15 protein-coding genes are annotated in these 13867 nt (G+C 48.0%); 6 read left to right on the top strand and 9 right to left on the bottom strand.

What is annotated here, in order from left to right; translation table 11 throughout:
* Window positions 1-75 precede the first annotated feature (75 nt).
* The gene (locus tag O3C58_13245; protein ID MDA0692818.1) at window positions 76-684 is read right to left on the bottom strand and encodes a ribonuclease HII; all 609 of its coding nucleotides are present in this window, start codon (window positions 682-684) and stop codon (window positions 76-78) included.
* A gap of 234 nt (window positions 685-918) precedes the next feature.
* On the opposite strand from O3C58_13245, the gene O3C58_13240 reads away from it, so the two are divergent.
* A complete protein-coding gene (locus O3C58_13240) occupies window positions 919-1716 on the top strand; it encodes a M48 family metallopeptidase (GenBank protein MDA0692817.1) in 798 nt (265 codons plus the stop codon).
* A gap of 85 nt (window positions 1717-1801) precedes the next feature.
* Here the strand turns inward: O3C58_13240 and rplS are convergent, their stop codons facing one another.
* From rplS to ffh, 7 genes are all read right to left on the bottom strand, one after another.
* Complete coding sequence (rplS, locus tag O3C58_13235; GenBank protein MDA0692816.1) at window positions 1802-2197, bottom strand: 50S ribosomal protein L19; 396 nt, start codon at window positions 2195-2197, stop codon at window positions 1802-1804.
* 92 nt (window positions 2198-2289) lie between these two features.
* Window positions 2290-2865 carry an RNA methyltransferase gene (locus O3C58_13230; protein MDA0692815.1) on the bottom strand — a complete coding sequence of 192 codons (576 nt, stop codon included), beginning with the start codon at window positions 2863-2865 and terminating at the stop codon, window positions 2290-2292.
* Complete coding sequence (gene trmD / locus O3C58_13225; GenBank protein ID MDA0692814.1) at window positions 2858-3553, bottom strand: tRNA (guanosine(37)-N1)-methyltransferase TrmD; 696 nt, start codon at window positions 3551-3553, stop codon at window positions 2858-2860. The genes O3C58_13230 and trmD overlap by 8 nt, the downstream gene beginning before the upstream one ends.
* Window positions 3554-3575: 22 nt before the next feature.
* On the bottom strand, window positions 3576-4094 hold the full coding sequence (rimM, locus tag O3C58_13220) for a ribosome maturation factor RimM (protein ID MDA0692813.1): 519 nt from the start codon (window positions 4092-4094) through the stop codon (window positions 3576-3578).
* A 3-nt stretch (window positions 4095-4097) separates the two neighbouring features.
* Complete coding sequence (locus O3C58_13215) at window positions 4098-4328, bottom strand: KH domain-containing protein (protein MDA0692812.1); 231 nt, start codon at window positions 4326-4328, stop codon at window positions 4098-4100.
* A 105-nt stretch (window positions 4329-4433) separates the two neighbouring features.
* Entirely contained in the window at window positions 4434-4679 is a 246-nt protein-coding gene (rpsP, locus tag O3C58_13210) for a 30S ribosomal protein S16 (GenBank protein MDA0692811.1), read from the bottom strand.
* A 91-nt stretch (window positions 4680-4770) separates the two neighbouring features.
* Entirely contained in the window at window positions 4771-6117 is a 1347-nt protein-coding gene (gene ffh / locus O3C58_13205; GenBank protein ID MDA0692810.1) for a signal recognition particle protein, read from the bottom strand.
* Between the two features lie 106 nt (window positions 6118-6223).
* Between ffh and queC the strand changes: the two genes are divergently transcribed.
* Complete coding sequence (gene queC / locus O3C58_13200; protein ID MDA0692809.1) at window positions 6224-6913, top strand: 7-cyano-7-deazaguanine synthase QueC; 690 nt, start codon at window positions 6224-6226, stop codon at window positions 6911-6913.
* 514 nt (window positions 6914-7427) lie between these two features.
* Here the strand turns inward: queC and O3C58_13195 are convergent.
* Window positions 7428-8207: an SDR family oxidoreductase gene (locus O3C58_13195; protein ID MDA0692808.1), complete on the bottom strand. Its 780-nt coding sequence runs from the start codon at window positions 8205-8207 to the stop codon at window positions 7428-7430.
* A 136-nt stretch (window positions 8208-8343) separates the two neighbouring features.
* Between O3C58_13195 and moaB the strand changes: the two genes are divergently transcribed.
* The 4 genes from moaB (at window position 8344) to O3C58_13175 (ending at window position 13789) form a co-directional block, all read left to right on the top strand.
* Window positions 8344-8865: a molybdenum cofactor biosynthesis protein B gene (gene moaB, locus O3C58_13190; protein ID MDA0692807.1), complete on the top strand. Its 522-nt coding sequence runs from the start codon at window positions 8344-8346 to the stop codon at window positions 8863-8865.
* Between the two features lie 130 nt (window positions 8866-8995).
* Entirely contained in the window at window positions 8996-9928 is a 933-nt protein-coding gene (locus O3C58_13185) for an RluA family pseudouridine synthase (GenBank protein ID MDA0692806.1), read from the top strand.
* A 986-nt stretch (window positions 9929-10914) separates the two neighbouring features.
* The gene (gene rodA, locus O3C58_13180) at window positions 10915-12015 is read left to right on the top strand and encodes a rod shape-determining protein RodA (protein ID MDA0692805.1); all 1101 of its coding nucleotides are present in this window, start codon (window positions 10915-10917) and stop codon (window positions 12013-12015) included.
* A 241-nt stretch (window positions 12016-12256) separates the two neighbouring features.
* Window positions 12257-13789 (top strand): Rne/Rng family ribonuclease, encoded by a 1533-nt coding sequence (locus O3C58_13175; protein MDA0692804.1) that lies wholly within the window; start codon window positions 12257-12259, stop codon window positions 13787-13789.
* Window positions 13790-13867: the final 78 nt, after the last annotated feature.

Genomic DNA, 13867 nt, shown 5'->3' with positions numbered 1-13867 from the left:
TACTGGTTTTCTTAAATTAACAGTAAACTTGAAATTAACATTTTAAGGTCCCAAAAGTAGTTTTTCAGCAACCTGTTAATCCTTCATATTTAAAAACTCCTTCACGCCCCTAAAAGTTTTGCGGTGCAGGGGACAAGGGCCGAATTGTTTGATTGCCTCCCGGTGCCGCTTTGTGGGATATCCCTTATGACGATCAAATTGATATTGCGGGTAGTCCTGATGGTAATCCTGCATGATCCGGTCCCGCGTTACTTTGGCCAAAACCGATGCCGCAGCGATAGATAGACTTTTTCCGTCGCCTCCGACGAGGGTCCATTGGTCGGCAGAATGATCGACGTTTTGATTGCCATCGATGAGAAGCAAATCTGGCGGCAGGTCACAATTTTCGACGGCCTGTTTCATTGCGGTCAGAGACGCTTGCAGGATGTTGATCCGTTCAATCACCTCAACGGATACGATGCCCAGACCGTAGGTGACAGCGGTCTCGATGATTTGCGAATAAAATTTCTCTCTCAGCTTTTGGGATAGTTTTTTGCTGTCGTCCAACCCATCAAGAGTGACGCCAGGGGGAAGGAACACGGCGGCGGCGACGACCGGACCGGCCAAGGGACCGCGTCCCGCTTCATCAACTCCCATGACACAGCGATACCCTTTGTTACCAGCTTCGGTTTCATACTTCAGCATTGCGTCGCGTTTCCTGTGGAGGAAAAAAATCCAAACCTGTCTCGACTCGAAAATTTTTAAACGTTGTCAGGTAAAAAACTTTTACACTGTCTCCTCTGCAAGAAATCATATTTCATCCGCGATGACCAGGCAACTCAAAAGTACTTTGTTATTAACTTTTGTCTTACAAGCTTTAATATTTCATGATGTAATTGTCATTGCAAAACAGAGTCGTTCACATTTATAATTTAACGCATGAAAACAAAAATTAAAGTACTCATATTTGCCTCACTTGCTTTAGTGACGGCATGCGTCACCACTCCCGAATCGGGGAAGCAGGCTTTCATCATGACTTCTTTGTCACAGGAAGCAACCCTGGGTGAGCAGGCCTTTGGTGAAATCCTGCAAAAGGAAAAGGAATCTCAGGACGCGCGGTTGGTGGCAATCACCAAACGTGTGGGAGAGCGTCTCGCCGTAAATACCACCATGCCGGATCTGGACTGGGAGTTTAAACTCTTCGAATCGGATCAAATGAATGCCTTTGCATTGCCGGGCGGTAAAACGGCGGCTTATACCGGGCTCTTAAAGGTGTGCGAGAATGAAGCGGCATTGGCGGCGGTGATGGGTCACGAAATAGCGCATGTGACGGCTCGTCATGGCGCCCAGCGAATGACCCAACAACAGGCGATATCTATAGGGATGCAAGTGGCCACCGGTCTTGCGGGACCGGGCCGGGAAATGATTCTGGGGGCTCTGGGGGTAGGAGTGCAATATGGCATTCAACTTCCCTTCAGCCGGGATAATGAGGCGGAAGCGGACCAGATTGGATTGATCTATATGGCGCGGGCAGGATACGATCCTAACGAAGCGGTGCGGTTCTGGACCCGGTTCAGCCAAATGAAACAGGGAGCCCAACCGCCTGAACTGCTGTCCACCCATCCGGCGGATGCAACTCGAATTGCCAATTTAAAAAGGTATTTACCAAGAGCATTGGCGGAATACAAAAATGCCAAAAACCAGTACGGCCTTGGGGAAAGTTTCCTTCAGAAATAGTGCCAGCCAAAATAAAGCCAGCTCCCAAACTGGAAGCTGGCTTTAATCTCAATTGCAGGGCATTTAAATAATGCCCTGAATCTTTTCAGGATGTTGCGCTTTTTGCTTTGCTCTTTTTGGCCATTGCCGCATTTTTCTTCGGTCGAATTTCTTTCAGTCGAGCCGCTTTGCCCCTGAGTTCTCGCAAGTAATACAACTTGGCCTGACGCACCTTGGCGCGTTTGACGATTTCTATTTTCTCCACCCTGGGGGAATGCATCGGGAAGATTCTCTCCACACCGACACCGAAAGAAATCTTTCTGACCGTTAAGGTTTTTCGTGCGCCGCCGCCGTGCATTCTGATAACGATTCCTTCGATTATCTGAATGCGTTCTTTTTCTCCCTCGACGATACGCATGTGTACTTTTACCGTATCGCCAATGTGAATATCAGCGACTTCTTTTTTTAATTCCTTGGCTTCAATTTGATCAATCAGATTCATCAACCCAACTCCTCTTTGCAATATAACTATAGTTTAATAAAACACGTTATTTCAATAAATGTCGTTTCAGCATCTGGCGGAAATTCTAATCGTTAAGAGCGGATTCCCAACAGACGATCGAGAATGATGGCAATGGCCGCCCGAACAGGTAAATGGTTGTACTCTTCCGGTCCTTCAATAGGGCTCAGCACAAAATCCGCGTTGAGGATGATATTTCTTTCCAGCCCCCATCCGGTTCCAAAAACCAGAAGATATTGTTCATCTTTTTTAAATTCCTCCCGCATTGCATCGTAGCCAATGTTTTTTGGAAACTTTTTAGCATGGGTGACGATGATCCGGGGTTTTTTTCCGGAATGCTCTGTGATGTCCTGTATGGCATCTTGCAGAGAATTTATAACCTGGGTTTTAAGCAATGCCTCTTTCCGCGTAGGATTGTAGGTTGCTCCGTGACCTGTTTTCCAGTGGCTGATGATCCGATCCACCAATTCCTGCTGAGTTTTCAAGGGCGTGACAATGTATAATGCCCCAATCCCGTAGGTGCGGCTGATTCGCGACGAATCATGCACATCCAGCGTGGTGACGGATGAAACCACAACTTCCCCGATCTTGTTATAAACCGGAAAATGCACCAGCGCCATATGAATATTTGAGTGGAACCCTTCAGCCAATGTTCAGTTCTTTCAGGGCCACTTTATCTTGATCCGTAAGTTTGAGTTTATTCAGCAGATCCGGTCTCACTTCAGCGGTTTTCTTCAAGGATTCCTTGCGTTGCCAGTTCTGTATTTCTTTATGGTTGCCGGAAACGAGTACCTCAGGGACCTTGTATCCGTTGAAATCCCTTGGCCTGGTGTATTGCGGGTATTCCAAAAGCGAATCCGAAAAGGATTCCTCGACAATCGAATTTTCATCGCCCAGCACACCGGGGACCAATCGGGCCACAGCATCGACAACCGCCATTGCCGGAATCTCCCCTCCGGATAAAACATAGTCGCCAATAGATATCTCTTCATCGACGCAATGGAGACGGACTCTTTCATCAATGCCTTCATAGCGACCGCACACCAGAATCAAATTACTTTCGGCGGAAAGTTCCCTGGCCTTTTCCTGATTGAACGGTTTGCCGCTGGGTGACATTAACAGCGTCCGGGCTTTTGGGACCTCTTTCTTAATGGCTTCAATGGCTCGGGAGATGGGTTCCACGTTCATCACCAGGCCAACCCCGCCTCCGAAGGGATAATCATCCACCTTCTTATGCTTATTCAGGGAGTAATCCCGCAGGTCATGGGTGCGAAACTCCAGCAAGCCCTTTTCATGACCCCGTTTCAGAATGCTCTCGTTGAAAGGGGACTCAAACATTCCCGGAAAAATCGTGATGATGTCAAACCGGAGAGTCCTCAATCAAGCCCTCCACATTTTCAAATATGAGCTTTTTTTCATTGATGTCGATACTTTTGACCACCCAGTCAATCATTGGAATCAGGATTTCCCTGTCACCATCGCGAACCACATAGACATCGTTACTGCCGGTTTCTATGATGTCCTCGACCCGCCCGTAGTAACGTCCGTCCAGGTCATAGGCGGCCAGTCCTTCGATTTGAAAGCGGTAATATTCATCCTCTGGAAGTTCCGGGAACTCGGACTCAAGCGCAAAAAGGCTTTGGCCCGCCAGAGCTTCCGCGTCGTCAATGGAATCGATACCCTTAAACTTGATGATCAGGCTGGATGGACTGCCGCGTAGCGATTCCAATACCAGTTCGGTTTCTTTCTCCTGACTTGCCTGAACTTTCAGATGCTTCACGCTTAGCAGGGTGTCTTGATCTGTGGACATCAGGCGAAACTTAAGTTCACCCTTTAGTCCATGTGTTCGCGAAATTTTTCCGATCGGGACCCAATTCATTATTTATTCGACTATTTCCAATACCGCCCGTTTTTTTAGTTTGGTCGCGGTTGCGTTCAAAATGATGCGAATCGCACGGGCGGTTTTCCCCTGCTTGCCGATCACTTTTCCCAAGTCTTCCTTTGCAACACGGAGTTCAAAAACGGTGATGTTTTCGCCTTGCAATTCCGTTAAAACCACTTCATCAGGTTTATCCACAAGAGACTTCGCTATGATCGTAATCAGTTCTTTCATGACGCTCTCCAAGAACAGTAACGCAACTGCAACTGCATGCAGGAGAATGATCTTTGCGCAAGAAATCCAATTAGACTTAAAGCTAAACTGATTGAACTAAAATAATTACTGCCCGATTCCAGCTTTTTTCAGAAGAGATGCCACCGTTTTGCTGGGCTGAGCCCCTTTGGCAATCCATGCCGAAGCTTTTTCCGTGTCAACGTTGCAATTGTCTGCTTCTTTTAACGGATCGAAGGTTCCCAGAATTTCCAGAAACCGGCCATCCCTGGGAAATCGGGAATCCGCCGCAACAATTCGGTAAAAAGGTTTCTTTTTCGTGCCCCGCCGGGTCAATCTAATAACAACAGCCAATCTGACCTCCTTAATTTTTAATATAGTAACCGTTAGTGTGTGGATTTTGTGAAAAATCTTCCGTTTTGTTGAAAATTTCCTTTTGCGGAATCTAAAAAGGGAGCCTGCCTTTTCCACCCATGAGGCTTCCGAGGTTGAGTCCGCCTCTCATTTTACCCGTATTGAACTTTTTCATCATTTTTTGCATCTGCGCAAACTGTTTTAACAGTTTGTTGATATCGTTGACACTGGTGCCGCTGCCCGTCGCGATGCGGCGCTTTCTACTGCCGTTGATCATGTTGTGTTTCGCCCGTTCCGCCAGGGTCATCGAGTTGATGATGGCCTCCACTCTGGAAAAAGCTTTTTCGTCGATTTTGAGTCCCTTGAGTTTGCTGGCGCCGGGAATCATTCCGAGGAGCTGCTGGATGGAACCCATCTTCTGCATCTGCTTCAGTTGATTCTTGAAGTCCTCAAGGGTGAAGGCATTTTTCCGGATCTTCTTTTCGAGTTCTTCCTGCTCTGCTGTATCATACGCCTGTTCCGCCTTTTCAACCAGCGATAGTACATCTCCCATGCCGAGGATTCTGGAGACAATACGGTCCGGGAAAAACGGCTCCAGAGCATTGAGCTTTTCACCCGTTCCGATAAAGCGGATGGGTTTGCCGGTCACGCCCTTTATCGATAGCGCGGCGCCTCCTCGTGTGTCTCCGTCCATTTTGGTGAGAATCACGCCATCGATGCCCACAGCTTCGTGGAAGGCTCCAGCCACGATGGCCGCTTGCTGACCCATCATGGCATCGGCGACAAACAGCACTTCATGCGGCTGGACCTTGGCTTTGATGCGGCGCAATTCGTCCATTAAAGCTTCGTCGATCTGAGTGCGGCCGGCGGTGTCCAGAATCACCACTTGACTCATCTTGCGTGTGGCTTCCTCGATAGCACCTACGCAGATAGCGACCGGATCATTTTCTTCACCTGCCTGGTAAACGTCGATCTCTAAGTCGCGTCCCAGAATATTCAACTGTTCGATAGCCGCCGGTCGGTACACGTCAGCCGGAACCAGAAGACATTTTTTGCCCTTTGCCTTGAATCGTTTCGCCAGCTTGCCGACGGTGGTGGTCTTTCCCGAACCCTGCAACCCCGTCATCAAAATGATGGTCGGCGGCTTCGAGGCGAATTCGATATCGGTGAAACTGTCCCCTAAAAGCTGGGTGAGATGGTCGTTGACCACCTTGACCATCTGGTGCCCTGGGGTCAGGCTTTTCAATACCTCCTGACCGATGGCTTTGACCCGGATGTCAGCCAGGAAATCCGTGATGACCGACAGCGAGACATCGGCTTCGATCAGCGCGATGCGGATTTCCCGCAAGGCTTCATCGACATCAGCTTCTTTAAGAAGACCTCGGCCTTTTAAATTTTTATAAATCGCCTCCAGGCGATTGGACAGGCTTTCGAACATATTAAGGGCGCAAAAAGCGCTTCAAATTGCGTGGAATAATGGTCGTTTGAAAATTGGCTAGTATATAATAACCCTTTGTAATGTCAAGAATCATTCCCACATCAAAATGAACTTAAAAGCTATTATTTTATTGAGCGGCGGGCTGGACTCGGCAACGACGTTGGCGATCGCCAAAACTGAGGGATTTCAACCGTTTACCCTGAGTTTCGACTACGGGCAAAGACACAGGGTCGAGCTCGACCGAGCAAAAGAAATCTCCGAGCGCATGAGCGCCCTCCAGCATCGGGTGGTCAATATCGATTTGAAGCAGTTCGGCGGATCGGCCTTGACCGATGCGATCGAAGTGCCTAAAAACCGTGATGACACCGAAATGGCAGACGGGATTCCCGTCACCTACGTTCCCGCCCGCAACACGATTTTCCTGTCTTACGCACTGGCCTATGCCGAGGTGCAGGGAGCGAAAGATATTTTCATCGGCGTCAACGCTGTCGATTATAGCGGCTATCCTGATTGTCGGCCCGAGTTTATCGAAGCGTTCGAAAAGGTGGCGAATCTGGCCACCAAAGCCGGGGTCGAAGGACAATCGTTGAAAATCCACACGCCGCTGATCGACCTCAGCAAAGCCCAGATCATCCAAAAAGGCCTGGCACTGGGGGTGGACTACAGTCTGACTCATAGCTGTTACGACCCTGATGATAAGGGCTTGGCCTGCGGCGTCTGCGACAGCTGTCAATTGCGGTTGAGGGGATTCAAGGAGGCGGGGGTGGCTGATCCTGTGAAGTACCGGAGGGGATAAAACAATTCTGTCACCCTGAGCTTGTGATATTTGACCATTGCCTTCATGCCCCGTAGGGGTATGTCGAAGGGTAGTGAGTGAATCGCTCCCCCTTCTGTGAAGGGGGTTGGGGGGATTTCACCGCAAAGGCGCAAAGGACGCAAAGAAAAGCAAAAATCATTGGACAGGATTAAAAATTCTAGCGTATTTTGCTGCCAATTGGATTGCTTTGGCATTTTTTTCAGCCGCTTCAACTGATCTTTGGACGATGGAAAATTGATGTACGCAAATAGACATTTTCTTAGTCCCAGAAAAACTTCAAGCGAATTATTTTCAATAGGATAATAAAATCATTTTTATGTAAAAACAAGGGTGATTATTTTTTGTGTTTTTAGCTTTCTTTGCGACCTTTGCGTCTTTGCGGTGAAAAATGGTTTTGTTTTTAATTGCCCTTTGCATAACCCGTCATCGCGAGCCGCAAAGCGGCGTGGCGATCCAGGATTTCTGGATTGCTTCGCTATGCTCGCAATGACGATCATATCCCGCCGTCCAGCCAGGAAGGGTCTTCGGGTGGTGTGGTTTTCTCGCCTTTTTGTTTCCGTGCCCAGCCTTTCGATTGGCCGCCGTCGATGAACAGGGTCTCGCCGTTCACAAAGGAGCTTCCTAATAGATAGTCGAGTCCTTTGCAGATATCCTCCACGGTGCCGTGGGTCAGGGTGGGGATCAGGGTTTTTCCACGGGTGAGGTAGTCTTCCGTTCCTCCGGGAGGCGGCAGGATGAGCCCCGGCGCGATGCCGTTGACCCGGACCGTCGCTCCCCATTCGATGGCGGCGATATGGGTGAGATGCGCCAACCCCACTTTGGCGACGGAGTAAGCGGCAAAGGTCGGAACGTTTCTTGAGATTCTTTCATCGAGGATGTTCACGATCATTCCCCGGTTGACCCTTTGCTTGTATTCCCGCATCAGCAGGTAGGGGGTCATGAGATTGATGTGGAAGGTGTCTTCAAGGGATTTTCTTGAAGTGTGTTCGATGTCCTCCTGGATGAAGTTGGCGGCGGAGTTGATGAGCAGTTCGATGTCGGAAAAAGTGCCGGTAATGGTTTCTATCAGTTTTTCCACAGCAGAAAGATCGGTGAAATCGCAGGCAAAGGATTCTGAGCGCACGCCGGTGGCGCGAATCTCGGCTGTGGTTGCCTCGGCATTGTTTGCGGATGCGTTGTGGTGCAGGGCGATATCGAAGCCCTTTTTAGCCAGATGAAGCGCCATGGCCTTCCCCAGCCTGACCCCGCCTCCGGTGATGATCGCTGTCGGCATTGTTGAACCCCTCTTAGTTTGTCGGTATACTTCAGTCCAACCATAGCAAAAGACGTCATTTTTGCCAATTGCCCTTTTAAAACCCAATGAGTTCAAAGTGCGGATTCTTTAATTTATAGATGATGGAGAAATACTGATGGATGACAAAATAAAACCCAAAGTGGTCAATATCGCCGTTCTGACGGTTTCGGACACGCGCACGGAAGCCGACGACCGATCGGGACAGACGCTGGTGGACCGCATCGAAAAGGCCGGGCATTGCGTGGTCGAAAAGCGCATTGTTAAAGATGAGATTCCTCTTTTACAGGAAGCGTTGAAAGAATGGATCGGTCGTGAGGATGTGGATGTGGTGATTTCGACCGGCGGCACGGGGGTGACCGGGCGCGATGTGACGCCGGAGGCGTTTGAGGCGCTTTACGACAAGCCCATTCCGGGGTTCGGTGAATTGTTCCGCATGCTCAGCTACGAGACTATCAAAACCTCCACCATGCAGTCGCGGGCGACGGCGGGGGTGGCGAACGGAACGTTTCTGTTCGCGCTTCCGGGGTCTACGGGTGCCTGCAAAGACGCCTGGGACGGGATTCTGGTGCATCAGCTCAACAGCAACAATCCTCCCTGTAATCTGGTGGAGTTGATGCCGAGGCTTCTGGAGAAGTGATTTCTTCTCAGGCAGATAAACTTTAAGGAGACCTCTAATAATTGACAGGTTTTGGTTTTTGCAATTGTCCACCCCTTATTTTAAGGGGTGGACTCATAGTCCAGGTTGAATTTTTCGAGGCGCCCTTAATATGCAACAACTCACCTATAAGGTCGATCCTGCCTCTGCGAAAAAGCGTCTCGATCTGTTTTTGTCCACTATTCAGCAAGAGATCAGCCGGTCTCAGGTGCAACGATTGATCGAGCTGGAAAAGGTGTCGGTCAATGGTGCTCCGGCCCGCGCCAAATATAAGGTGAAGCCGGGAGATATCATCGAAGTCCATGTTCCGGACCCCACTCCGTTGGATATGCCCGCAGAAGATATTCCCCTGAGTATCGTGTACGAAGACGATTGCATGGTGGTTGTGGACAAACCCCCTGGAATGGTGGTGCATCCGGCTCCTGGGCATTACACGGGAACGCTGGTGAATGCGTTGCTGCATCATTGCCCGGATCTGACCGGAATCGGCGGAGTGGAACGGCCAGGAATCGTACACCGGCTGGACAAGGATACATCGGGCCTGGTACTTGTGGCAAAAACCGATACGGCGCATCGGTCCCTCGCCCAGCAGTTCAAACAAAGGACGATCAAAAAGGTGTATCTCGCTCTGGTGCGCGGAATCGTTAAAGCGGAAACCGGAGTGATCGACCTTCCTATTGGAAGGCATAAGGTCCACCGAAAAAAGATGGCCCCTCAGAAGGAGGGGGGCAGGGCGGCTGTCACAGCCTATGAGGTGATCGCTCGTTACGAACATTTTACCTACTTACGTCTACACCCTAAAACCGGCAGAACGCATCAAATCCGGGTGCATGTCGCGTCCTTGGGGCATCCTATCATCGGCGACATAACCTACGGCGGCAAGCTGGATGAAAAACACATGAAAATGCCGCGTCAGGCCCTGCATGCTCACAAACTGGAAATCACCCACCCCCTTTCCGAGGAACCAAAAATATTTGTTTCTCCCCTGCCTCCTGATATGGACTTTTATTTACAAAGTCACAAACCCCTTGGGGAAAAGCGTTAACTATTTTTGTGACATATGTCATATCGCCATTCCAAAATTCCGCTGATTTTAGAGCTTTTCCAACCCCTCCACCATTATTTTAAGATGTGAGTAACTTGTGAAAAATGGGCAGAATCGAGAAAAAACGGGCAAATTTTTTTCTCGAGATAGTCTGGGAAAATCTCAAAAGAATTTTATAATGATATGTTAATCAATTAGTTACTGAGAAAACTTTTTTAATTTGTTTCTGTTCGATAAAAAATCTTGACAGATATTAGTTATCCACAGGGTTGAGCCGGGAAGGGGGGAGGAGGTTTGAAACCCATTTTATGCAGGGTTTGGAGACTCTAAAAAACGGGTGCTTCTGATATCCTTATGGGGCCAAGCTTTTATATTCAGTTTCTTTGAAAGGGGTTGTTTTACCCTTTCAATAAAGGACTTTCTCAGGTTTGAATAACGAATGGCAATGGATACGCTGTTAATGCAGTTCGATTGATGGCCTTCAACAGAAAATCTTTAATCCGTTTGATATTCCCCTTATTAACGTCGTTACCGGCTGTCATTCATGAGCCTGTTGGATCTGCCCCGGGGAAATTCAAGCCCCAAGCCATGTTTAAGAACTCCTTTAATTAAAATTTTTTAATTCACAGAAAATGTGTGAAAATTGTGGAAAAACCGGGGGATAAAGCTTCTAACGGAAATAAATTGAAGGGTTTGCTAGAATCGATTACAAACTGTGCACATACTTGAAGTGATTGAAATTTAAACGATTTATGCTCCTTTGGGGCATGTCAATAGAGGCATGTGGGAAATATTTTTATTTCAGGCTAAATTCCCCCAAAAACATCCCAAATATCATAGTTGAATTTTTCGTGTTGTCCTCATACTTTACTGTGGAAAATTGTGTTCGCATCCGAACGGGTCATCTTTATTTAACTTGCAGAGAATTATTTACAATCAGATTTGATTCCCCTTTTATCCCCATGATGATATTATAGGCTCCAATTATGATAGATCGAAGGCTGGCGACAAACTTCAGTTGGTGGTTGCTCATCCTCATTCTTGCGGTGTCCATCCTTGGTGTTGTGATCATTAACAGCGCCAACCACGGCAGGCCGGAACTTTTCTTTCGCAACCTCTATATCAAGCAAATCTACTGGGTTCTTTATGGTCTGGTGGCGATGGCTGTGGCCATTGCGGTCGATTACCGGATTCTGAGCCGTTACGCCTATTTAATCTATGGTTGTACCGTTTTAGCCCTGTCATATGTTTTGTTTTTTGGGACGATTGCTTCCGGCGCCAGACGGTGGATTCAGCTGGGTCCTTTGACCATTCAGGTGTCCGAGTTTGCAAAAATTTCTCTGATTATTATTCTTGCCAAGTATTTTGAAACCGGGAAACTTCAAGGGCAATTCCAATTTAAAGACTTGATCGTGCCGACCCTCCTCACCGGGGTTCTTGGAGGGCTCATTGTTCGTCAACCGGATTTGGGAACGGCGATCATGATTTTTTTGATTTTTCTGGTTTTTGTTGCCGCCATTGAATTTAACTTTTTTACTTTGTTGAAGCTTTTTGGTTTGGGAATCATTTCTGCTCCCCTGCTCTGGTTTTTCCTGCAGGATTATCAAAAAACCAGGGTTCTGACCTTGTTCAATCCGGAAATGGACCCCCTGGGTGCGGGCTATCACACGATACAATCCAAAATCGCCATTGGTTCGGGAGGCTTTTGGGGCAAGGGACTGTTTGCAGGCACCCAAAGCCGTCTCAATTTTCTTCCTGAAAAACATACCGATTTCATTTTTTCCGTTTTTGCGGAGGAAACGGGGTTTATTGGAGTGTTCCTGCTCTTCGGCCTGTATCTTGCTATTATTCTCAAGGGATTGAATATTGCGTTCCGGGCGGCAGACCGATTTGGTTTTTTCATGGCCCTCGGCCTGATCAGTTCCATCACTTTTTATATAATCTTTAATATTGGCATGACCATCGGCTTGTTTCCCGTTACCGGCCTTCCACTTCCCTTGATGAGCTATGGAGGGTCCTCGCTGATCACCAACTTTTTTGCCCTTGGGTTGTTGTTAAACATTGAAATGCGGCGGACCATCCATTAGAGGTGGACAATGCCTCCCCTCATACCGTCGATTCTTAAAAAGGTTTCAGTTTTTCGTTGCTTTCAGGTCCCGAAAGCGGAATTTCATGGTACAATTTCGGACCCTGAATCATTTTTATTCCCTTTTCTCATGTGGGGTTTTGGAGAGAAGAAGGTATAAAAGTTCCTCTCTTTCCCCACCTTGAAGAGATGAAACTTTTTCTCCAAACTAAATTTAATATTGTTTGAGGAATAATGGATTCATGCACTCCGAAATTATAATTAATTCCAATCCGCGCGAAATCCGGGTTGCCTTGATGGAAAACAATCAACTTGTGGAGTTGTTCATCGAGCACAAGTCCAACAAGGGGATTGTTGGGAACATATACAAAGGCAAGGTCACTAAAGTTCTTCCTGGAATGCAGGTGGCCTTTGTTGATATTGGATTGGAAAAAGCCGGATTCCTGTATGTGGGGGATATTGATGTCCTCGATATGCTGGATCTGGAAGAATCCGAGGGGATCGGGATTCCTATCAGTCAAGATCAGGAAAAGGAATCCGAGGACAAACCGCAACGCAACTTTAATCACGGCATTCCCATTCAGGATCTTTTAAGAGAAGGTCAGGAGATCATGGTGCAGGTCGCCAAAAATCCACTGGGAACCAAGGGCGCCAGGATCACCACTTACATCAGTCTTCCAGGGAGGTATGTGGTTTACATGCCGACGGTGAACCACATCAACGTTTCCCGCCGGATTGAAGACGAAATGGAAAAGGAACGGCTCAAGACCCTCATGGAGGAAATCGGCAGGCCCGGAGAGGGATACATTGTTCGGACGGCAGGGCAGGGCTGTGAAAAGGAAGATTTTGAGTCGGACCTCAATTTTCTGCATTGTCTTTGGGATAAATTGGAAAAAAGTTCTAATGGCATGGAAGCTGGCCGTTTGTTTTATGAGGATCTCAACCTCATATCGCGTTCGATCCGCGACTTGTTCACCCATGACGTCAAACGGTTGGTGATCGATTCGAAGGAAGACTATCAGAAGTGCGTTGATTTTTGCTCCGACTACCTGCCTCATCTGGTCGAAAAAATTGAATACCACGATGACCCCAGGCCGATCTTTGATCACAATGGCATCGAGATAGAAATCAATCGCGCTCTGGACCGGAAGGTCTGGCTCAAATCCGGAGGGTTTATAACCATTGACCAGACGGAAGCGCTGGTGGCCATTGATGTCAACACGGGAAAATTCGTGGGACACACGGACCCGGAAGAAACCATTTTGAAAACCAACCTTGAGGCGGTCAAGGAAGTTGTCTATCAATTGCGGTTGCGAAATGTTGGCGGCATCATCATCGTTGACTTTATCGATATGGCCAAGGAAGAAAGCAAGGAAATCGTTTGGAACGCATTGACCCTGGCTCTCAAGGGAGATCGGTCGCGGACGCGGATTCTTAAAATCTCCGAACTGGGGTTGGCGGAAATGACCCGCAAACGCGTCCGGGAAAGCCTTGCGCAAACCCTGTGTGATCCCTGCTTTTATTGCGGGGGCAATGGAACCCTCAAGTCACCGACAACGATTTGTTATGAGATTATCCGTGACATCCAGAAATTGGTCAGCCAGAATTTAAGCCATAAAGAGATCCATGTGGAGGTTCATCCTTCCACCTATGACCTGATGTATCAGGAGGAAAGCTCCTTCATCGAAGAAACGGAAGAAAAACATAAAATCGAGATCACTTTTCAGGCCAATCCAAAAATGCACCAGGAGAAATATAAAATTACCACCGCTTGACTAACAGGTTGCTGAAAAAGAGAAAAATCCGTCAGCGAGTTAAGTTTTACAGGTTTTTGCTTTTAAGTGGCACAGCCT

Source organism: Nitrospinota bacterium (assembly GCA_027619975.1).
Taxonomy (GTDB): domain Bacteria; phylum Nitrospinota; class Nitrospinia; order Nitrospinales; family VA-1; genus JADFGI01.
This window is presented reverse-complemented; position numbering and strand designations above follow the sequence as displayed.